General features: G+C 71.6%; 17 protein-coding genes. 9 read left to right on the top strand and 8 right to left on the bottom strand.

The genetic code is table 11. The features are described from left to right. Nucleotides 1–2: 2 nt before the first annotated feature. Both ACFYWS_RS03065 and ACFYWS_RS03070 read right to left on the bottom strand, forming a co-directional pair. Nucleotides 3–863: a carbohydrate ABC transporter permease gene (locus ACFYWS_RS03065; protein WP_389269473.1), complete on the bottom strand. Its 861-nt coding sequence runs from the start codon at nt 861–863 to the stop codon at nt 3–5. A 94-nt stretch (nt 864–957) separates the two neighbouring features. Continuing rightward, nucleotides 958–1917 carry an ABC transporter permease gene (locus ACFYWS_RS03070; RefSeq protein WP_389268869.1) on the bottom strand — a complete coding sequence of 320 codons (960 nt, stop codon included), beginning with the start codon at nt 1915–1917 and terminating at the stop codon, nt 958–960. A 341-nt stretch (nt 1918–2258) separates the two neighbouring features. On the opposite strand from ACFYWS_RS03070, the gene ACFYWS_RS03075 reads away from it, so the two are divergent. From ACFYWS_RS03075 to ACFYWS_RS03095, 5 genes are all read left to right on the top strand, one after another. Continuing rightward, nucleotides 2259–3245, top strand: coding sequence for a hydroxyacid dehydrogenase (locus tag ACFYWS_RS03075; protein WP_389269475.1), 987 nt, complete (start codon nt 2259–2261; stop codon nt 3243–3245). Nucleotides 3246–3325: 80 nt separating this feature from the next. Continuing rightward, nucleotides 3326–4456, top strand: coding sequence for a LacI family DNA-binding transcriptional regulator (locus tag ACFYWS_RS03080; protein WP_389268871.1), 1131 nt, complete (start codon nt 3326–3328; stop codon nt 4454–4456). A 210-nt stretch (nt 4457–4666) separates the two neighbouring features. Then, nucleotides 4667–6052 (top strand): M60 family metallopeptidase, encoded by a 1386-nt coding sequence (locus ACFYWS_RS03085; RefSeq protein ID WP_389268873.1) that lies wholly within the window; start codon nt 4667–4669, stop codon nt 6050–6052. Between the two features lie 21 nt (nt 6053–6073). Continuing rightward, nucleotides 6074–8467 (top strand): polysaccharide lyase 8 family protein, encoded by a 2394-nt coding sequence (locus ACFYWS_RS03090; RefSeq protein WP_389268875.1) that lies wholly within the window; start codon nt 6074–6076, stop codon nt 8465–8467. An 89-nt stretch (nt 8468–8556) separates the two neighbouring features. After that, nucleotides 8557–10509 (top strand): DUF2264 domain-containing protein, encoded by a 1953-nt coding sequence (locus ACFYWS_RS03095; RefSeq protein ID WP_389268877.1) that lies wholly within the window; start codon nt 8557–8559, stop codon nt 10507–10509. Here the strand turns inward: ACFYWS_RS03095 and ACFYWS_RS03100 are convergent. The 4 genes from ACFYWS_RS03100 to ACFYWS_RS03115 form a co-directional block, all read right to left on the bottom strand. Next, nucleotides 10479–10673: a hypothetical protein gene (locus tag ACFYWS_RS03100; RefSeq protein ID WP_389268879.1), complete on the bottom strand. Its 195-nt coding sequence runs from the start codon at nt 10671–10673 to the stop codon at nt 10479–10481. The genes ACFYWS_RS03095 and ACFYWS_RS03100 overlap by 31 nt on opposite strands. Before the next feature lie 49 nt (nt 10674–10722). Continuing rightward, a complete protein-coding gene (locus tag ACFYWS_RS03105) occupies nt 10723–12204 on the bottom strand; it encodes a M20/M25/M40 family metallo-hydrolase (RefSeq protein ID WP_389268881.1) in 1482 nt (493 codons plus the stop codon). Next, a complete protein-coding gene (locus tag ACFYWS_RS03110; RefSeq protein WP_389268883.1) occupies nt 12197–13261 on the bottom strand; it encodes a DUF917 family protein in 1065 nt (354 codons plus the stop codon). The genes ACFYWS_RS03105 and ACFYWS_RS03110 overlap by 8 nt, the downstream gene beginning before the upstream one ends. Before the next feature lie 88 nt (nt 13262–13349). Continuing rightward, nucleotides 13350–14993, bottom strand: coding sequence for an OPT/YSL family transporter (locus ACFYWS_RS03115; RefSeq protein WP_389268885.1), 1644 nt, complete (start codon nt 14991–14993; stop codon nt 13350–13352). A 237-nt stretch (nt 14994–15230) separates the two neighbouring features. On the opposite strand from ACFYWS_RS03115, the gene ACFYWS_RS03120 reads away from it, so the two are divergent. Then, entirely contained in the window at nt 15231–16007 is a 777-nt protein-coding gene (locus tag ACFYWS_RS03120; RefSeq protein ID WP_389268887.1) for an IclR family transcriptional regulator, read from the top strand. A 49-nt stretch (nt 16008–16056) separates the two neighbouring features. On the opposite strand, the gene ACFYWS_RS03125 is transcribed toward ACFYWS_RS03120, so the two are convergent. Then, a complete protein-coding gene (locus tag ACFYWS_RS03125) occupies nt 16057–16737 on the bottom strand; it encodes an AroM family protein (protein WP_389268889.1) in 681 nt (226 codons plus the stop codon). Between the two features lie 75 nt (nt 16738–16812). Further along, nucleotides 16813–17364: an SsgA family sporulation/cell division regulator gene (locus ACFYWS_RS03130; RefSeq protein ID WP_389268891.1), complete on the bottom strand. Its 552-nt coding sequence runs from the start codon at nt 17362–17364 to the stop codon at nt 16813–16815. Nucleotides 17365–17460: 96 nt separating this feature from the next. On the opposite strand from ACFYWS_RS03130, the gene ACFYWS_RS03135 reads away from it, so the two are divergent. The 3 genes from ACFYWS_RS03135 (at nt 17461) to ACFYWS_RS03145 (ending at nt 20957) form a co-directional block, all read left to right on the top strand. Beyond that, nucleotides 17461–17754: a hypothetical protein gene (locus ACFYWS_RS03135; protein ID WP_389268893.1), complete on the top strand. Its 294-nt coding sequence runs from the start codon at nt 17461–17463 to the stop codon at nt 17752–17754. A 109-nt stretch (nt 17755–17863) separates the two neighbouring features. Continuing rightward, nucleotides 17864–20206: an ATP-binding protein gene (locus tag ACFYWS_RS03140; RefSeq protein WP_389268895.1), complete on the top strand. Its 2343-nt coding sequence runs from the start codon at nt 17864–17866 to the stop codon at nt 20204–20206. 61 nt (nt 20207–20267) lie between these two features. Beyond that, entirely contained in the window at nt 20268–20957 is a 690-nt protein-coding gene (locus tag ACFYWS_RS03145; RefSeq protein WP_389268897.1) for a TetR/AcrR family transcriptional regulator, read from the top strand. Nucleotides 20958–20982: the final 25 nt, after the last annotated feature.

Consider the following 20982-nt stretch of genomic DNA (forward strand, 5'->3'; position numbering starts at 1 on the left):
TGTCAGCCCTTGACGGCGCCGGTGAGGACGCCCTTGGTGAAGTAGCGCTGGAGGAACGGGTAGACGAGCAGGATCGGCACGACCGCGATCACGAGTACGGCCATCTGCACGGCCTGCTGCGGGGCTATCGCCTCACCGGCCGCGGCGGTGTCGAGGTTCTGCCCCTGGAGGATGAAGGTGCGCAGCACCATGGGCAGCGGCCACTTGTCGTTGTCGCCGAGGTAGAGCAGGGCGTTGAAGTACGCGTTCCAGTAGGCGACCGCGTAGAAGAGGCCGACGACGGCGATGACCGCCTTCGACAGGGGCAGCACGACCTGTATCAGGGTGCGGAAGTCGCCCGCGCCATCGACCTTCGCGGCGTCGTACAGCTCCTCCGGCAGGTTCATGAAGAACGCCCGCATCACCACGAGGTTGAACGCGCTGACCATCGTCGGCAGGACCAGGGCGGCGAAGGTGTTGTAGAGGCCCAGCTCCTTGACCAGCAGGAAGTTGGGGATGACGCCCGCGTTGAACAGCATTGTGAACAGGGCCGTCATCAACAGGAAGCGGCCGCCGACGATGCCGCGGCGCGACAGGCCGTACGCCATGCCGATGGTGGCGAGCAGGCTGCACACAGTGCCCGCGAGTGTGACCGCGATGCTCACGAAGAGGGCGCGGGTGACACGGCCCCCGGTGAAGGCGGTGCGGTAGGCGTCGAGGTTGGGGTGGTCGGGCCACAGGACGAGGCCGTTGGCGTGGATGATGTCGGTCTGCGAGGCGAAGCTCGTCCCGATCACACCGAGCAGCGGGTACGCGACGAGGGCCACCACGACGACCAGGGCGATGCCCTTGAGGGTGAGGCCGAGCCTGGTGGGCCGCTCCATCCATGGCGGGCGGGCGCCCGACGGGCGGAGTTCGCCGTGCCGGGTGTCCTCTGCGGCGGGCGTGGCCTTGCGGCCCGTCCGCACGGCGGTCGTCTCAGCGGTCAGCACCTCTGTACACCCCTTCGTGTCCGAGCCGGTGGGCGAACTTGTTGGCCCCGATGACCAGGACCGTGCCGATGACCGCCTTCACCAGGCCGACGGCGGCCGCGGTGCCCCACTGGTTGTCCTTGATGCCGTGGAAGTAGACGTAGGTGTCGAGCACTTCGCCGGCGTCGGGGCCGACGGCGTCGCGCTGCAGCAGGATCTGTTCGAAGCCGACGGTGAGGATGTTGCCGAGGTTGAGGATCAGCAGCAGCACCAGGACCGGGGCGAGGCCGGGCAGCGTCACGTGCCAGAACCGGCGCCATCGTGCCGCGCCGTCCATGGCCGCCGCCTCGTACAGGCCGCGGTCGATGTTGAGCAGCGCGGCGAGGATGATGATGGTGCCCCAGCCGGCGTCCTTCCACATGACCTGCAGCGCGAGCAGCCAGGGGAACGCGTTCGGGTCGGTCATCATGTCGTAGTGCGGCAGGCCGACCGCTTCGAGCAGGTCGGGGACCACCCCGGCGCCACCGAGGATCTGCTGGAAGATCGAGACGATGATGACCCAGCCGATGAAGTGCGGCAGGTAGACGACGCTCTGCACGAAGCGCCGCAGCTTGTCGCTGACGATGCTGCTGAGCAGCAGCGCGAGCCCGATCGGCACGGGGAAGAACAGGACCAGTTGGACGAGGGCGATCTCCAGCGTGTTGCCCGTCGCCGACCAGAAGGCGGGGTCGGCGAAGGCGCTCGCGAAGTTGGCGAAGCCCGTCCAGGCGCTGTGCATGTAGCCCAGGTAGGGCTGGTAGTCCTGGAAGGCCACCATGTACCCGAGCAGCGGCACGTAGTGGAACACCACGAAGTACAGGAAGCCGGGCAGGCAGAGCAGCAGCATCACCTTGTCGCGCTTGACGCGCTGCCAGAGGGATCTGCGCAGGGTGCCGGGTTCGGCTGAGGGTGGCGCGGAAGCAGTCATGGGGCGGTCCTGTTCGGCCGGGTGACGCAAGAAACTGCGTTACTGCGGCGGCAAGTTAGTAAGCGTTTAACCCTGCCGTCAAGAGATGCGGGCTGAGCCTGCATGGATTCCCCTCTCCAATGCGGCGCTTCTGAACGGGATTTGGGTCCGTGACGTGCCAACTCGCCGATCTGTTCTGGACTTTGGGTTGACGATCGCACGGAGACATCCTTAGCGTTCGGTCACCTGATAGAACACGTTTACTGTCCGGAGGCAGGGTGCGTACCACTGACCAGGTGTCGGCCGAGGTCGCGGCCACCGGCACCACACCGCCCCCTCGGCGGCCCCGAACGGTGCTGGCGATGCACTCCTCGGTCGTCGACGACGTCTTCCCTCCCGCCGTACGGGTCCGGCTCGAGGACACGGCCGACATCCGGCCGCCGCACGTACTGCGCGAGTTCGCCAGCCCGCAGGCGCGCGCCGCCCTCGCCGAGTGCGAGGTGCTGCTCACCGGCTGGGGCTGCCCGCCCATCGACACCACCGTGCTCGACGGCGCGCCCCGGCTGCGCGCGGTGATCCACGCGGCCGGCACCGTCAAGCCCTTCCTGGGGCGGGAGGCCTACGAGCGGGGTATCGCGGTGTCGTCGGCCGCCGCCGCCAATGCCGTGCCGGTCGCCGAGTTCACCCTCGCGGCGATCATCATGGGCGCCAAACGGGCCTTCCCGCTCGCCCATCTCTTCCGCACACGGCGCACCCACCGCACCGACGCCGACCTGGACCGGCACCACTGGGTCGGCACCCGCGGTCTCACCGTCGGCGTCGTCGGCGCCTCGCACGTCGGCCGCCGGGTGGTGCGGCTGCTGCGCTCGCTCGACGTCGAGGTCCTCCTGTACGACCCGTACATCGAGGACACCGAGGCCGTCCTGCTCGGCGTCACCCGCACCGACCTGGACACCCTGCTCACCGCGAGCGACGTGGTCACCCTGCACGCGCCCGACACCGACGAGACCCGGCAGCTGCTCGACGCCCGCCGCCTGGACCTGCTGCGCCCTGGCACCCTGCTGGTGAACACCGCCCGCGGGCCCCTCGTGGACACCGAGGCCCTGGTCGAGCACCTGGTCAGCGGACGCATCGACGCCGTGCTCGATGTGACGGACCCGGAGCCGTTGCCCGCCGACCACCCGCTGTGGGACCTGCCCAACGTCCTCATCACGCCGCACATGGCGGGCGCCCAGGGCAACGAGGTGGGACGGCTCGGCGCACTCGCCGTCGACGAGCTCACCCGGTACGCGCACGGCGCCCCGCTCGACCACCCCGTCCGCCTCGACGACTTGGAGCACATCGCGTGACCGGACCCACGCCGCACGGCATAAGCTCTGGGGCGGGCGGAGCAGGAACGGGACGGCAGGATCACCAGGGGGTGGGCCGGATGGCCCGGCAGCGATCGACGGCGCCCGGCGGCTCCGGTCACCGGGAGCAGCGCCGCGCGACGGTGGTCGACGTCGCCAAGCACGCCGGTGTCTCCACGGCCACCGTCTCCCGTGTGATGAACCGCAACTACCCGGTCGCCGCCGCCACCCGCGAGCGCGTCGAGGCGGCGGCGCGCGAACTGGGTTACGTGGCCAACGCCCATGCCCGCGCCCTCGCCGGCAGTTCCGGGCGCACGGTCGGCATCATCGTGAGCGAGCTGATCGACCCGTTCTACGCGTACATCGCGCGCGGCGTCGAACGCGAGGCGACGGCGGGCGACCGGCTGTGCCTGGTGTGCTGCACACAGGGCGATCCGCAGCGCGAGCTGGCCTTCATCGAGCTGATGCACGAGCGGCGGGCGGACGCGGTGGTGCTGGTCGGCGGGAGCGTCGACGACCCGGACTACCGCGCTGAACTGTCGCGCAGGGCCCATGAGTTGGCCGCGGACGGCGCCAAGCTCGTGTTGTGCGGGCGTCCCTCGCTGGGCGCTGGTGTGCCGACCGTGGACGTGGAGTACGACAACGAGGGCGGCGCGTTCGCCATCACCGACCATCTGATCACCCGAGGGCACCGGCGGATCCTCTACCTGGGCGGCCCGCCCGCCCTGTCGACGGCGCGCGACCGGCTCGCCGGGCACCGGCGCGCGCTCGAACTGCGCGGCATCGACCGGGTCCCCGAGCTGGAGCAGCCGGGCGCCTTCGGCCGGTCCTTCGGATACCGGCGCATGAGGGAACTGCTGCGGGACGGACCGGAGTTCACTGCCGTCTTCGCGGCCAACGACATCGTCGCCGCGGGGGCCGCGCAGGCGCTGGAGGAGGCCGGGCTCCGTGTGCCGCAGGACGTGTCGCTGGTCGGCTACGACGACATCCCGGTCGCCCAGGAACTGCGGCCCCGTCTGACGACGGTCCGTATCCCGCTGGAGGAGATGGGCCGACAGGCCGTGCGCGTCGCCCTCAACGGCGGGGACGAGGACGACTGGCGTGCCCCCACGACCGGCGCGCTGCGTCTGGGCACGCACATCGTGGTCCGCGACTCCGTGGCTCCCCTGGCAGCGACGCCGCGCGGCCGCGGAAGCCGTCGGCAGACCTGAGCCGCGGCCGCAGCCGCAGCCGTCGCAGTACCGTCGAACCGCTCCCGGCTGCGCAATCCTGCGTGGTTCAGGGCTTCTTGACGTAGTAACGAGCAGAAAATCGCGCCAGCACCTTGCCACCCGACAGCAAACGCTTACATGCTGGCGCGCAGTTCGCACGCACCACCCACTCATCCTTCCGACGTCCTTCGTCCCCTGGGGAGTCCCTGCATGCGCCCTGCCGACATGTCCCACGACCACGCCACCGCCGACCGGCCCGACGCCCGTCCCGGGCCGGGGCGGCGCACCGTGCTCACCGCGCTGGCCGGTGCAGGAGCCGCCGGCGGCCTCGCACTCACCCTCGGCGCGGGCTCCGCACGGGCCGCCACCTCCGCCGCCGCCGCGACGGTGCGCCTGACCGCCCGCCCGTCCGCCGAGGCCGAACGACTGCGCCTCGGGCAGGCCCTGCGCGCCTCCGAGTTCCAGCCGACGGGCCGCTACGCCACGGCCGGCACCCCGCTGCGCCTCGAAGTGCAGCCCCACGACGGCGTGCTGCCCACCATGTGGATCGGCCGGTGGGACTACTACGCCACCCTGACCGCTCCGCGCCGCTACCCGCTCAAGGCCGGCGCCAACACGGTCACCGACCCGCACGGCGGCCCCGTCTACTTCTCCCTGGAGGGAAACGGGGAGAGAGCCACCACGGCGTTCAAGAGCGGCAGCGTGCCCATGCCGGTCTTCACGCTCGGAAGCACCGAAGAGGCCGACTACCAGCGGCAGTTGGACACCATGACCGATGTGCCGGTCGTGGAGCTGCACGGCCCGCGCTCGATCGTGACGCTGACCCGCGACGGCGCCCTCCTCTACCGCGACGAGAACCACGCGGAGCTGCTGCGTCTCCTTGAGCAGATCATCGACGCGGAGTCGGCGATCAGCGGTCTCGACGGCTCCAAGCCCGTGCACCGGCCCAAAGCGGGCGGCTACCACTTCACCGAGGTGTCGGTGGTGCCGTCCGGTGTCGGCGCGTACGCGACGCACGGCTACAACGGCTTCCCGCGCGCCTACCTCGACCGGGCCACGACGGTGCAGGGGCTGCGCACCCGCGGCTGGGGCCTCTATCACGAACTCGGCCATCTGCATCAGCAGTTCGCGTACAAGCCCGGCGGGATGACCGAGGTCACCGTGAACATCTACTCCCTGGCCGTACAGCGGGCCCTGGGGCAGCCATCCAACCTGCTGACCGTCGACGCAGCGACAGGGCTGAACCCCTTCCAGTCGGCCCGCGCCAAGTTCGGCACGGACGGGCTCACCTACGAGAAGTCCTTCGGGGCGTACGAGAAGCTGGTTCCGCTGCGACAGCTGGAGCTGGCGTTCGGAGACTCGTTCTGGCCGCGGCTGCACCGGCTGGTGCGCGAGGAGAACCCGCAGTCGGACTCCTCGGACTCCGCGAAGCGCTACCGGGCCCTCGCCACCTACGCGAGCCGTGTCGCCGAGCGCGACCTCACCGACTTCTTCGTCGCCACATGGGCCTTCCCGATCGACGCGCAGGGGCGCGCGGAACTCGCCGCCCTCAGGTTGCCGAAACCGTCCGTCGACCCTGCCACTCTGAGCGACTGAACCGAAGGGCGGACACCGACCATGCAGCTGAGCAGACGCCGCACCCTCGCCCTCATGGGCACGGGTGCCGTGGCGACGACACTTCCCCTCGGTCTCGGCGCCGTGGCCGCCGCCGCGGCCGAGGACCCCTACGAGCCGCTGCTCGCGCGCGCTGCCCAGCAGCTCACCGGCGACGACGTCGACCCGGACGACCCCGATGTCGCCGCCGCGCTCGCCGCCCTGGACAAGCAGGCCGCCGACTGGTGGGACAAGCTCGACCGCTCCGCGGGACGCAAGGCCCTGTGGTCGGACCTGGCCCCGGCCACCGACCCGGGCATGTTCGGCCAGAGCTACACACGGCTGCGCACCCTCGCCACGGCCTGGGCGACCCCCGGCACCTCCCTCACCGACGACACGGCCGTGCGCGGCGCGCTCCTCGACGCGCTGCGTTTCCTGCACACCACCGGCTACAACGACACGCGTTCCGAGTCCGGGAACTGGTGGTTCTGGGAGATCGGCGCACCACGCGCGCTGCTCGACACATCTGTCCTGCTGCGCGCCCACCTCCCCGCCGACGACCTGACCGCGTACCTCAAGACGGTCGCCAGGTTCGTCCCCGACGCGGACCGGCGCACCAACTCCCCCACGCTGTCGGAGACGGGCGCCAACCGGGCCGACAAGGCCGTCATCGTCGCCCTGCGCGGACTGCTCGCCGGTGACCCGGATGTCGTCGCGCTGGCCCGCGACGGCCTCTCGGACGTACGCGACGACGGCAAGAACAGCCTGTTCCAGTACGTCACCTCGGGCGACGGCTTCTACGAGGACGGCTCGTTCGTCCAGCACTCCTCGGTCGCCTACACCGGCACCTACGGCGGCGTCCTGCTCGGCAGCGCGGGACAGCTGATCGCGTTGCTCGCCGACTCGCAGTGGTCCGTCACCGACCCGTCGGTGAAGGTGCTGTACGAGGCGGTCGAGCGCTCCTTCGTGCCCGTGCTGTTCGACGGCGTGATGATGGACGCGCTGCGCGGCCGAGCCGTCTCGCGCGAACGCGCCCGCGACCACACCGACGGGGCGGCCACCGCCTCGTACATCCTCCAACTGGCCGACGGCGCCCCGCAGTCGTACGCGGACCGCTGGCGCTCGACCGTCAAGGGCTGGATCCTGCGCAACCGTGACACCCCGTACCTGCGGCTCGTCGGCGTGCCCGCCCTGGCCCGCGCGAAGGCCCTCCTGGCGGACACGGCGGTGCGCCCCGCGGAGCGGCTCAACGGCCACTACGTGTTCGCCGACATGGACCGTGTGGTGCACCGGCGGCCCGGCTGGTCGTGCGCCCTGTCGTTGTCCTCCAAGCGCATCGCGGCGTACGAGGCGGGCAACGGCGAGAACCTGCACGGCTGGTACACGGGCGACGGCATGACGTACTTGTACGACGGCGACGATCTCGATGCCTTCGGTGACAATTTCTGGCCGACGGTGAACCCCTACCGGCTGCCGGGAACCACCGTGGACACACGCACGCGTGCCGACCTCGGCACCGCCCCGGGAACCGGCACCTTCCGCCCGAAGAACGCCGTTGCGGGCGGCGCCGTGCTCGACTCCCGGTACGGGGCGGCGGCGATGGACCTGATCGCCGACGGGTCGACGCTGCGCGCCAAGAAGGCCTGGTTCTTCCTCGACAACGCGGTCGTCGCGCTGGGCGCGGGCATCACCGCGAGCGACGGCCGCACCGTCGAGACCGTCGTGGAGAACCGGAATCTGCACGCCGACGGCGCTCCCCGGCTCACCGTTGACGGCCGCCCGCAGTCGAGCGAGCCGGGCTGGTCGGCGCGGCTCGCCGACGCGCGCTGGGCGCACCTCGAGGGCACGGGAGGCTACGTCTTCCCGGCCGGCGGGCCCCTGCGCGCGCTGCGCGAGGAACGCACCGGAGCCTGGCGTTCCCTGAACACCGGCGCGGACACCGGCGGTTCCACCACCCCGGTCACCCGGCGCTACGCCACCCTCTGGTTCGATCACGGCCCCTCCCCCGCATCCGCTTCCTACGCCTACGTCCTGCTGCCGGGCGCGACGGCAGCCGCGACCGCCGCCTGGTCCCGCTCCACCCCTGTGCGCGTCCTCACGAACGGCGCGACCGTCCAGGCCGTCGAGTCACCCCGGGTCGGGCTCCTCGCCGCGCACTTCTGGGCGGCGGGATCCGTCGACGGGCTGCGTGCCGACGGCCCGGGCACCGTGCTCGTCCGTCGCCGGGACGAGGGCATCACCGTCGCCGTGTCCGACCCCGGCCGCACCGGGACCACGCTGACCGTCGAACTCCCCTTCCCTGTACGCCGCGTGGTCCGCGCCGACGACACGGTCTCCGTGTCGCCGGGCCGTCGCCCGGTGGTCACGGTGCGTGTCGGGGGCTCGCGCGGCCACACGCACACCGCCGACCTCGCGTAGAGCGCCCCGTACAGCAACCAGCCCCGTACAGCACCCCGGAGAACAGCCCTCCGCCCCGCCCGCCCCGACCGAGGAGCCGTCGAGCCGCCATGCCCGCCCCGTACCTCTCCCTGCCGCCCACCGACCGCGTCCGCTCCCCGCTGACGGGGTGGACCCGGGCGCACTGGGAGGCCCTCGCCGACCGGCAGTTGGCGGCGCTCGTCCCCTACGCGACGCCTGGTTTCGCGCAGTACCGGCTCCCGGGGCGGGGCAGTTGGTCGGGGGTGGTGCTTGACGGGCTCGAAGGGTTCGCTCGGACATTTCTGCTGGCCTCATTCCGGATCGCGGGCGCGGGCACGGACACGACAGGGACGGGGAACGGGACCGAGGCCCCGGCCATCTCCCACCTGATCGAAAGATATACGCAGGGTCTGACAACGGGCACGGACCGTGACCACGCGGAGGCCTGGCCCGAACTCACGGACTGCTCCCAGCAGATGGTGGAGGCCGCCTCGATCACCATCGCCCTGCACGAGACCCGCCCCTGGATCTGGGACCGGCTCGACAGCCGGGCCCAGGAACGGGTGGTCGACTGGCTCTCGGGCTTCGTCGGCGCCCGCACGTGGGACAACAACTGGCGCCTGTTCCAGGTGGTGGCGGAGCAGTTCCTGGCCTCGGTCGGCGCCCCGTACAGCCAGAGCGACATCGACGGCGGCCTCGACCGGATCGAGGACTGGTACGTCGGCGACGGCTGGTACAGCGACGGCGACGGCCGCAACTTCGACTACTACGTCGGCTGGGCGCTGCACCTGTACCCGCTGCTGTGGGCGAGGATCGCGGGCCCGGACGGCGACGGCGGCCGCGCGAAGGCCTACCGGGAGCGGCTCTCGCTGTTCCTGGAGACGTACCCGCAGTTCTTCGGCGCGGACGGCGCGCCGGTCCACCAGGGGCGTTCGCTGACGTACCGCATGGCGGCGACGGCGCCCGTCTGGCTGGGGGCGCTGGCCGACTGCACGCCTCTCGCTCCGGGCCTGACACGGCGTCTGGCCTCGGGCACGGCGCGGCACTTCGCGGAGCGCGGCGTACCGGACGAGCGGGGGCTCCAGCCCCTGGGCTGGTACGGCACGCATCTGCCGACCACACAGGCGTACTCGGGTCCTGCCTCACCGTACTGGTCGAGCAAGGGCTTCCTAGGACTTTTGCTGCCCGCCGAGCACCCGGTGTGGACCGACCGGGAACTCGCCCTGCCCGTGGAGCGGGAGACGCAGTACACGGCCCTTCCCGCACCGGGCTGGCTGCTGCACGGCACCCCGCACGACGGCATCGTCCGCCTGGTCAACCACGGCAGCGACCACAACCCGCTCGACGGCCCTGCCGACGACGACCCGCACTACGCCAAGCTCGCCTACTCCACCGCGACCGCCCCCGAGTCCGCCCCGCACGCCTGGTCCCGCACCGTCGACAACCACATCGCGCTGCTCGCCCCGGACGGCACCCCGTCGCGCCGCCGCCGCATCCACCCCCTCGCGTGCGAGGGACGCCGCGCGTCGTCCCGCCACTACGCCCAACTCCCGGGCAGTGACGCAGGGTTCCCGATCGAGTCGACGAGCGTACTGCACGGCCCCTGGGAGCTGCGGGTGCACCGGGTGCGGGCCCCTGCGGGCGTCACCGTCCGCGAGGGCGGGCACGCGGTCGCCGACACCGTGCGGCCGCACGCCGACCAGGGGCCGGGCTGGTCCCTGGCACGCACCGAATCGGGGCTGACGAGCGCGATGGTCGCCCTGCACGGCTGGGACACGGACGCCGGGATCGCCCGTGAGGTGGCGGCGAACGCCTTCGGCCCCCACTCGGCGGCCCCGTACTTGCGCTCACTCCCCCACCCCGGCGGCACCACCGTCCACGTGTCCCTGGTGGCCCTCACCCGCGACGCGGCGCACCCGAGGGCGCTGCGGGAGGCCATCGAGTGCGCGGTGGACGCGGACGGCCGGGTCGCGGTCACGTTCCCGGACGGTGAGGTGGTGAGGGTGCCACCTCACTCGATCCAGCGGGCGGCGGGCGCGTAGCGCCGGACCAAGTTGGCGATCTGCTCACGGGGTTCGGCCTGACCGTCGGAGTGGCGCAGGCCGCCGCCGAGGGTGACGCACTCCCACGGGTGGGCGCGCAGCGCGCTGCCGACGACGGCTTCCACGTTGTCACTTCCGTCGAGGCCGATGAGACAGGTCTCCACGCCCACACCGTGTTCGGCGAACTTGGCCGGTCCCGCCGCGATGCGGCCCTCAGTCAGCGGCGCAGCCACCCGGCCGCAGCGCGAACGCGTTGACCGCCAACGACAGACACGCCGTCAGCCGCTGCCCGTACGGCACGTGCAACGACTCGTTCGGGCCGTGGGCGTTCGCGCCCGGGCCGAGGACTCCGCAGGCCAGGAACTGGGCCTCGGGGAACTGTCGGCTCAGTTGGCCCATCAGCGGGATCGTGCCGCCCTGGCCGATGCGGGCCGCGTCCGCTCCGTCGAAGCAGGCGCGGCTCGCGGCGGACAGCGCTTCGCGCAGCCAGGGCTCCTCGGGCGGGGCGTGCCAGCCGTCGGCCAGGACCCGGTCGGGCGTGAAGCGGACGGACGCGCCGTGCGGGGGCGCGTCCTCCAGGAGGCGTGCGACCTCCGCGAGCGCCTTCGCGCTGTCCGTCAACGGGGGCAGCCTGAGCGAGAGTTTGACCCTGGTGTGCGGGCGCAGCACGTTGCCGGCCGACGCGACCGGGGGCAGCCCGTCCGCGCCGGTGACGGCCAGGCTCGGGCGCCAGGCGCGGGCGAGCAGCAGTTCCTCGGGGTCGTGCGTGACGGGCCCGGCGCGGTGGCCGGTCTCGCCCTCGTGCCAGTCGAAGCGCTGCCAGACCTGGTCGCCGAGGAGGGCCGCCGCCTCGGCGACCTGGGCGCGGCGCTCGTCAGGCACCTCGCAGTGCAGCTCCCGCACCCGCATTTCGCCGGTCCCGCTGTCCTCCAGGCGGTCCAGCAGGTGGCGCAGGACGCGGAACGTAGAGGGCACGACGCCGCCCGCGTCCCCGGAGTGCGCGCCGTCGTCGAGGACGCGTACGTCGAGTGTGCCGCCGCAATGGCCGCGCAACGACGTCACCAGCCACAGCCGTTCGTAGTCGCCCGCACCGGAGTCGAGGCACACCACCAGGCCGACCTCCCCGATGCGCGGGGCCAGTTCGGCGAACCAGTGGTCGAGGTCGGGGCTGCCGGACTCCTCGCCCGCCTCGAAGACGCCGACGCAGCGCGGGCGGGCCGCGCCCTGTGCGGCGAGGGCCCGCAGGGCGGTCAGGGCGGCGGGCAGTGCGTAGCCGTCGTCGGCGCCGCCGCGGCCGAACAGCCGGGTGCCGTCGAAGACCGGTTCCCACGCGGACAGGCCCTCGGCCCAGCCCTCGCCCTCGGGCTGCTTGTCGAGGTGACCGTAGAAGAGCACGGTTTCCTCTGTGGTCGAGCCGTGGTCGGGGATCTCGAAGAAGACCAGCGGCGTACGTCCCGGAGCGCGCAGGACCTCGACCCGAAGGCCCGGCAGGTCATCGACGGAGCGCAGCCACGCCGCCGCGGCGTCCACGGCCCGGTCGAGGAATCCGTTGGCCTCCCACTGCGGGTCGTACGCCGGGCTGACGGCCGGAACGCGGACGTGTTCCCGCACCAGCGGGATCACCTCCTCGTCCCAGCGCGTCGCACAGAAGTCCCGTACGAGGGCGGGGTCCGCGGCGTGTACCTGCTCAGGCATCGGCGAGCGCCTTCGCCGCCGGGGCGAACGGGAAGCCGAGCAGGTCCTCGATCGGCGCGTACAGCTCGGGCGTGTGCATCGTGGAGGAGAGCAGCAGGTTCGCCGCCGGGGCCACCAGGACGGAGACCTCCTTGCCGACCTCCACGTCGGCGGAGGCGAGCGGCTGCCCAGCCGCGTCGAACGTCGTGATGAGGTCGGGGAAAGCGGCCTTGCGCTCGCCGCCGGACTCGAAGGTCATGTACTCGTTGACGAAGTGCAGCTCCGTGCCCGCCGCGTCGTCCAGGACGGCGACGCCGATGTCCAGGCCCTCGCGCTGCTCGCAGCGGTACTCGCGGACGGTGCCGGTCACCGCGATCTCGCCGCCGAGGTGCGCGGCCGCGCCCGTCGGTCCTTCCGCCAGGAAGCGGCGGCCGAGCTCGATGGCGAAGCCGATGGCACCGGGGGCGCCGTGCTGTGTCGCGTAGCCGACCTCGACCGGGTTGCGGGCCACGCCCACCCAGCCGCCCGCCTCCATGGAGGCGCGGCGGACGACGTTCGAGGTGGCGTCGAGGGTGCCGGTGACGGCGCCCTCTACGTAGGTGTGCGGCTTGCCGCCCGCGTAGCCCTGGTAGGAGCGGTAGCCCTCGCGCGCGTGCAGGCCCATCGCGCCCATCTGGCTGGAGGGGTGGGCGCGGCCGTTGCAGGCCAGGTCGATGACGGGCAGGCCGGTCATCGCGGAGTGGAACCAGCCGTTGATGGTGGTCTCGGCGCCGTTCTCGTTGGTGTGGATCGCGGCGAGCGGGCGCGGCAGGTCGCGGCGCAGCAGTTCGAGGGCACGCAGCAGGTGGGTGGGCAGCACCTGCGGGTCGGGCGCGGCGGGGGCGCCGACCAGGGCGACGGTCGCGGTCAGGGCGTCGTCGGCGAACTCGTCGGCGCTCCACAGCTCGGGGGTGCCCACCTGAAGGGCCAGTTCGGCGGTGCGCAGGCCCCGCTCGACGAATCCGCCGCCTCCACCGCCGAGCACGGCTCCTCCGTAGACGGCTGCCTTGAGGTCGTCGTGCGTCAACTGTCGCTTCACAGGGGTCTCCTGGGTCGTTCTGGGTGTACGGGTGGTACGCGTGGTGCGGGTAGTACGAGAGGTGCGGGGGGCGTGGCGGTGCGGAGGGTTACTTCGTCGCCGTCCACACGCCGTTGCCGAAGGAATAGAGCGCGTCGCCCGCGATCGCTCCGCCGGCGAAGACCTCGAGGTTCTCCTTGGCCTTGCGGCCCAGGAAGCGCGGTGCGAGGACGCGGACGACGAGGCCCGCGGCGACCATCCAGCCGGCCATGGGGGTCGTGATCAGCAGGCCGGTGGCGAGCATGATGCCGAGCTGGCGCTTCGAGCCGCCGATGAGCTGGATGATCGCTCCGGGGATGGCCCACAGGGCCAGCTGCTTGGCCGTCTCCACGGAAGGACCCGCCTTGATGGCGGCGACGTACGCGGCGTCGATCGGGGCGGTCTGCCCCTTGTCGAAGAACATCTGGTACGAGACGGCCACGACGACGATCGCGATGCCGAAGCCGACCATCGCGGCGATCAGCTGCTGGCGGCGGCCTTCCAGTTCGAAGGCCGGGTCGGCGCCCTCGCCGCGCAGCATGTAGCCGGCCTTGAGGTCGTAGCCCATGTCGGCGAAGGCGGGTCCGGTGGCGGCGGTGAAGCCGGCGAGGACGACGAGGGCCTCGGGCGGGAAGCCGACGAGGATGCCGAGCAGCAGCGTGATCAGGGCGATCGCGAAGGCGGGGAACCAGCCGGAGTGCATGGAGGCGATGCCGACGAGCAGCTCGTGCAGGAACGCGGCCACGGTGGCGTAGAGGACGAAGGCGACGAGCATGCCGACGCTCATGTCCGTGACGATGCCGGTGCCGAGCGAGAGCAGGATCGAGATGGCGAGGTAGGCGCCGAAGCCCAGGCGCAGCGACTTGCCGAGGCGCTGGGCGCCGTCATCGGGGGCGGCGGCAGAGGAGGCGGCGGTCACGGTGGCGGCCGGAGTGGTCGCCTTGCGTGCCTTGAGGACCGTGCGGCCGACCTGGACCAGGGCGACCAGACCGGCGCCGATCATCATGCCGTGCGGCAGGTACATGGCGTTCAGGTCGAGGCCGAAGAACGGCTCGGCGTAGCTGATGATCAGCAGGCCCGCTCCGAACGCGGCCATCGAGGCGAGGCCGCCGATCAGGGCGACACCGAACGCGGACATCGGCAGCGCGAAGGCGGCTCCGGCGATGCCCGTGACCAGGCCGAGCCCGAGCACCCTGGCGCGGCTGCCGCCCTCGTCGCCCGCCTTGATGGCCTCGGCGGCGGCGAGTCCCGGGGCCCACGGGTTGCTCGCGGGGAAGGCCGGGGTGTCGTACATCCGGTACAGCAGCCAGGCGTCGACCAGCATCGCGACGGAGACGCCGATCAGCATCGGCACGATCATGTTGTCCAGGCCGAACAGGAACGGGATGCCGATCGGCAGGAACAGGCTGTTGGCCGCGCCGAAGGTGGCCGAGGAGATGCTCGTCTGCGCCAGGTTCTGGGCGTGCACCGAACGGAAGCCGCGGAAGGCGACGAGCGGGACGCGGGCCAGCGTCATCGCGGCCAGCGCGCCGATCAGCGACGTGCTCGGGGTGACGCCGAGGGTGGCGAGCAGCTGCACGCCCACGATCGCGCCGAACACGCTGAGCACCACGGTCAGGACCAGGTTGCCGGGAGCGAGGGCGCGGGGATGGCGGCGCGGGGTGCCATCCGGGGGCGGCGTGGCCGGCCGCTCGGTGTCGGCTGTGGTGCTCATGGGTGCTCCTGAGGGTCGGCGCCGGTCGGCGACCTAAGGAAGTTCTAAAATATGGAACCAGTTGCGAATATCTGGACCTGACGGATCATTCATAGCGACGGGGCGCGCCGTCAAGCCCCCTTCGGGAGTTCTCACCATGTGAGCCGCACACGGGCCCGGCGACGGGGCGGTGCGGGTGGCGCCGCACGAGCGCATACGATCGGACCCGGAAACCGACCGGGGGAGGCACAGGAGCCGGTGAGCACACTCGCCAACGCACGGGACGTGCTGCGTCTCATGGCGCACCTGCAGCGCGATGTCACCGTGACCGATGTCGCGGCCGAGCTGGGCCTGCCCAAGAGCTCGGTGTCGCGGACGCTGAGCATGATGGCCGAGTACGGCTTCCTCGACCGCGATCCGCTGACCCGCGCCTACCGCCCCGGAGGCCTGATCATGGAGGCCTCGTACCACTTCCGGGCCTCGCGCGGCACCGTCTCCCTGCTGGAGGAGGAGGCCGCCCGGCTCGTCGCCGACACCGGCTACACAGGATACGTGGACGTGCTCGACGGGTCAGAGTCTTTGGTCCTGCACATGCGCATCGGCACGGTCGGCGCCCTCCAGGCGTACACACCGGCGGGCACCCGGGCCCCCGCGTACGCCAGCTCGATGGGCCGGGCGCTGCTGGCCCGCCTGGACGACGCGCAGGTCATGCGGATCGTCGACGCCCGCCTTGAGCAGGCGACCGGGACGGCCCCGCGGACCCGCAAGGAACTGGTCGCCACGCTGGCCCGGATCCGTGTCGACGGCTGGGACGTCTCGCAGGGCGAGTGGGTGCCGAACGTGGGTGGCATCTCGGCCGCCGTGGTCGACAACGACACGGGGCAGATCTTCGGCATCGGCATCGCCCTGCCGGCCCCGGAGCTGCGCGACGAGACGACCGAACGCTTCGGCAGGGCGGTACGGGAGGCGGCCGCCCGCGTCGGCAAGCGCATCGGCGACCCGTACTGGCTGCGCTTCGTCGCCGACGAGGGCTGACCCGGGCCCTGCCCTCGGACTCCCGCCCGCGCCGCGCTACGCCGCCGCCCTACGCAAGGAGCGGGCCGGTCATGGCCCCGGTGACACCGCTCGACGTGAGGACCGGCACGCGGACACCGCCCGCACGCAGCGCCTCGCGGTGCCACTCCGCGTATCCCATGCAGTCCAGGACGAGGGCCTCCACGCCCTGACCCACCAACTCCCTTGCCGCGCCGAGCAGTTCCGTCTCGTCCGCGGCGTAGGGCGACGCCGTGGCGAACTCCGGCGTCGGCGTGACATCCCGCCACTTGTCGCGGGCCGCGGCCACCTGCTCGGGCAGCGGCACGATCACACCCACCTGCACACCGCTCAACACACCACGGACGTACGTCGTCAGCAGGACATCCGGCTCGACGAGCAACGCGCGCCGGGCGCGCAGCGCCGGGAACTCGCCGGTGCACAGCAGCACCACGGCGTCGACGCCCTCGCCCTCAAGCGCGTCGACCCGGGCCTGCAGGGCCTCCCCCACGGCGGCCTCGTCGAGGGTGACCGTGGCTCCGGTCGCGAGGCGGGTGATCAGGGTGGGCCGGCCGGGCACGGCGGCGAGGCGCTCCGCCTCCCGCGCAGGATCGGGCCCGTCGAGCACACCGGCGTGCCGCACGCGCGCGGTGGCGGGGAGCGCCGCCTCGATCCCCGCGCTGAGGTCGGGACGCGGCGCCTGACCAATGGTGAGAAAACCGATATTCCGCATGAGTTCTGGATTCCCTTGAGTTCAAGATTCTGAGACAGGATTCCAGAAAGATAGACGTACGGCGGTCGGCGCCGGTCATCGAGGGGCGAGCAGCACCTCGATCCCCTTGTCGATCCGGGTGGGATGCACTTCGCTGCCGAACGGCACCAGCGCGTGACTGCGCGCCAAGTAGAGCAGCAGGGCCTGGTGACTGATGCGGATGCGGAGGGTGCGCCCCGCGTCGCGAGCCCGCAGCAGCACTCCGGGCGGGCCCGCGGGGTCGACGACGGGACACACCGTCACGTCACCGCTGCCCGCCGTGCCGGACAGGCCGTCGGACAACAAGTCCCGGGAAACCAGCCAGCGTTCGGCCCGGTACCCGACGTGCGACACGGCCAACGAAACGACCAGCGGATCGTCCGTGCTGTAGCGGAGCCTGACGTCGCACGGCTCACACGCACCACCGTCCGCCTCGACAGCGAACCCTCGTACGGCCGCTTCGAGCCGCCTCTCGCTTCCTCTGACAGGACTCACCCCGCCCAACCCCTTCCCCATGGACGCGTCACAGACGACGCCCGAACAAACGTGGATACGGACAAACGTAGATACGGACAAACGTAGCGACGGAGCCGTAAGTGCCGTTGGCATAGTCACTGATGGACATCATTCCCACGCAACCTGTTCGACTGTTCGCACACCAGGACGCCAGTACGCCGGCGCCGCGGGGCCTCGTAGGATGCCGAGGTGCCCAAGCCGATATCGACGAGCCGTCGCGCGTGGATCGCCGCGTGGGCCGCCCTGTGCGTGGCCGGACTCGCCGCCACCTCCGCGCTCGACGACTCCTCGACACCCGAGCAGCAGACCGAGAAGCCCGCGCACGCCGATTGCGACGCTCGCATCGCGGACCTCGACAAGTGGATGGCCGCGCGCGAACAGAAGGAGAAGGAAAGCGGGGTGATAACGCTCTCAAGCGTTCAGGTCGACCCCGAGGACGAGTGCCACGACGCGATCGTGGACCACCTGGACGACCAGCGGTGAACCGACGGGCCTGACAGCGGCCGCGGATCTTACGCCCCGCTTCACCGATCCGTATGGACCTTCGCGCATCCCGCCGCACGCTCTGGGCACGGGAGGAACAATCCGCTGCATGACGTTCGGCATTGTGCGGCGCCGTCCCGGCGAACTCCCCCGTGAACTGACCGGTTTCATCGGCCGGGCCCCTGAACTGACGCAGTTGGCGGCGGCGTTGGACACGCAGCGCTGCGTCACCGTGGTGGGTCCTGGTGGTGTCGGCAAGACCCGGCTCGCGCTCCGTGCGCTCGCGGGCCGCACCACCGGGGGCGATGTGCCGGTGTGCCTGGTGGAGCTGTCCGCGCTGCACGACCCCGGGCTGCTGCCGCACACCCTCGCCGCCTGCCTCGACCTGCCCGAGCAGTCGGGGCGGCCCCAACTCGACGTGGTTCTCGACCACTTGCGGGAGACACCCGCGCTCGTCGTCCTGGACACCTGCGAGCACCTGGTGGACGCCTGCGCCGAACTCGTGGACGTCCTGCTGCGCGAGACCGACGGCGTACGCGTCCTGGCCACCAGTCGGCAGCCGCTGGACGTGCCGGGTGAGCACACCTTCCCGCTGTCGCCGCTCGGTGTGTCGGACGCAGGTGGCGAGGCGGTGTCCCTCTTCGAGCAGCGGGCCGCGGCCGTCGTCCCCGGCTTCGAGGTGACCGACGCCAGCCGGGAGGCCGTGGTGCGGCTCTGCCGCCGCCTGGACGGCATGCCGCTCGCCATCGAACTGGCCACCGTCCGACTGCGCGCCGTGCCGCTGAACCAGCTCATCGACCGCCTGGAGGACCGCTTCCGGCTCCTGACGGGCGGCCGCCGCACCTCGCTGCCGCGCCATCAGACGCTGCGTACGACCATCGACTGGAGCTACGACCTGTGCGACGCCCGCGAGCAGCGGCTGTGGGCGCGGCTCTCCGTCTTCGGTGACGTCTTCGACCTGTCGGCCGCCGAAGAGGTGTGCGGGTTCGGCGAGTTGGGCTCGGACGAGGTGCTGGAGGTGCTCATCGACCTCGTCGACAAGTCGGTGGTGCAGCGCGTGGACGAGTTCGGGCCCGGCACCGGCGCGGACGGCGCGACCCGCTACCGGATGCTCGACACCCTGCGCGAGTACGGGGCGGAGAAGCTGGCCGCCTCCGGCGAGGAGACCGCGTCGCGCGACCGGCATCTGGCCCGTTATGTGAAGGCGGCGGACGAGTTCGACCGGCACTTCATCGACGACGACCAGTTGCCGCGCTGCCAGGCGCTGCGCCGCGAACACCCCGATATCCGGCTGGCGTTGGAGTACGCGCTCGGGCGCGGTGACCGGGAGCAGAAGGGGGCCGGGCTCGCGGGCGCGCTGTGGGGGTACTGGCAGATCACGGGGCTCCTCACGGAGGGGCGGTACTGGCAGCAGAAGGCCGCGGCGGCCTTCCCCGGGGCGACACCGGAGCGGGCCTGGGCGCTGATCATCGGCGGGTACATCAAGACGTTCCAGGGCGACCCGGCCGGTGCCGTGCCCGACATCAAGGAGGGCATCGAGATCGCCGACCGGCTCGGTGAGCCCCTGATCCGGGCCCGCGGCTGGTTGTACCTGCACTGTGCGCACACGTTCGCCTGCGACTTCGATCTCGCCGAGCGGGCCGGGGTGGCCGCCCATGAACGCCTCGCGGCGCTCGGTGATCTCATCGGCCTGGTGTGTCTGGACGTCCAGGCCGGATACCAGTACCACCTGTCCGGGCAGGACGATCTCGCTCTGGAGCGCAGCGGCCAGGGGCTCGCCCGGCTCGGCGCCGGCTCGAAGGAGTGCTGGCTGCGCGGTTTCGTGCACACCGTCGTCGGGATCAGCCACTACGCGAAGGGTGACCCGGGGGCGAGCGAGGCGGCCCTCAGGGAGGCGCTGCCGCTCAAGGCGGCCCTCGGCGACGTGATCGGCTGCGGCTACGCGGTGGAGATCATGGCGTGGACCGCGGCCCGCGAAGGCCGTCACCGGCGGGCCGCCTGGCTGTTCGGCGGTTCGGACACGCTGTGGCAGTCGACCGGCGGCGAGCTGCTGAGCGGGGCGCCCGTCTCCGTGGAGAACCATCGGATGGCGGCGGAGGCGACGCGTTCGGGCCTGGGCGGGGACGTCTACGAGCAGCTGTGGCAGCTGGGCGCCACCGCACCGCGCGAGGCCCTGTTCGCGGCGGCGCTCACCGGGGCGGACGAACTGATCCTGGAGCCGCCCGAGTTGCCGGGCCAGCGCAGAGCCGGCTCCGGGGAGTCACTGACCCGCCGCGAACACGAGGTGGCGCGCCTGGCGGCCGACGGCCTGTCGAACCGGGAGATCGCCGAGCGCCTCTTCATCTCCCGCCGCACCGTCGACGCCCACATGGAACGCATCCTCTCCAAGCTCGGCATCAGCTCCCGCAACCGCATCGCGGTGAAACTCGCGACGGCGGGGACCGGGGAGTGAGGGCCGCGGCATCGGCCGCTCTCCTGGTGATGTGTTCGGATCGGGCCGATATCCTGGGGAGATGGCGGAGAGAACCGGCGGTGAGCCGCAGATCGATGGACGCTCCACTCGCTGGGACGGGCACAAGGCGCAGCGTCAGGTCGAGTTGGTGGACGCGGCTGTCGCGCTCATCGAGGAGGAGGGCGCGCACTTTCGGATGCAGCGCCTGGCGGAGCGTGTGGGGCTGCCGCGGTCCGTGCTCTACCGGCACTTCAAGGACCGCGCTTCCTTCGACGAGTTGATCCGCCGGCGGGTCGTGGAGTCCTTCGTGAAGCGGATGGAGCCCACGCTCAGCTTCAAAGGCACCGTCGAGGAGTCCGTGCACCGTGTCGTGGGCGCGCATCTGGACTGGGTGGCCCAGCATCCGCGCCTGTACGCCTACATGGGCGTCGCCGAGCACGCGATGGGTGACGGCTCCCTCGTAGCTGACACCAAGACGGCCATCGCGCTGATGCTGAGCGAGCGGTTCAGTGACGTACTGGGGGCTCTCGGGGTGAAGGGGGCGCCGATCCGTTCGGTGGCGGTCGGCATCGTGGGGTTCGTGGACACCGCGGTCAACCAGTGGATGCGCGATCCCGAACGCGAGCTGTCCGAGGACGAGTTGCGCGCCATGCTGTGCCGCTCGGTCTGGGCGGTGCTGGAGGCGGCGCTGCGGGACTTCGGTGTGGAGCTGACGCCGCAGCAGCGGGTGGCCGATGTGGAAGGGGCGTGACAGCGCCGCCGGTCGTGACGGCCGG

Origin of the sequence: Streptomyces sp. NPDC002795 (assembly GCF_042888725.1) — a bacterium.
GTDB lineage: Bacteria > Actinomycetota > Actinomycetes > Streptomycetales > Streptomycetaceae > Streptomyces.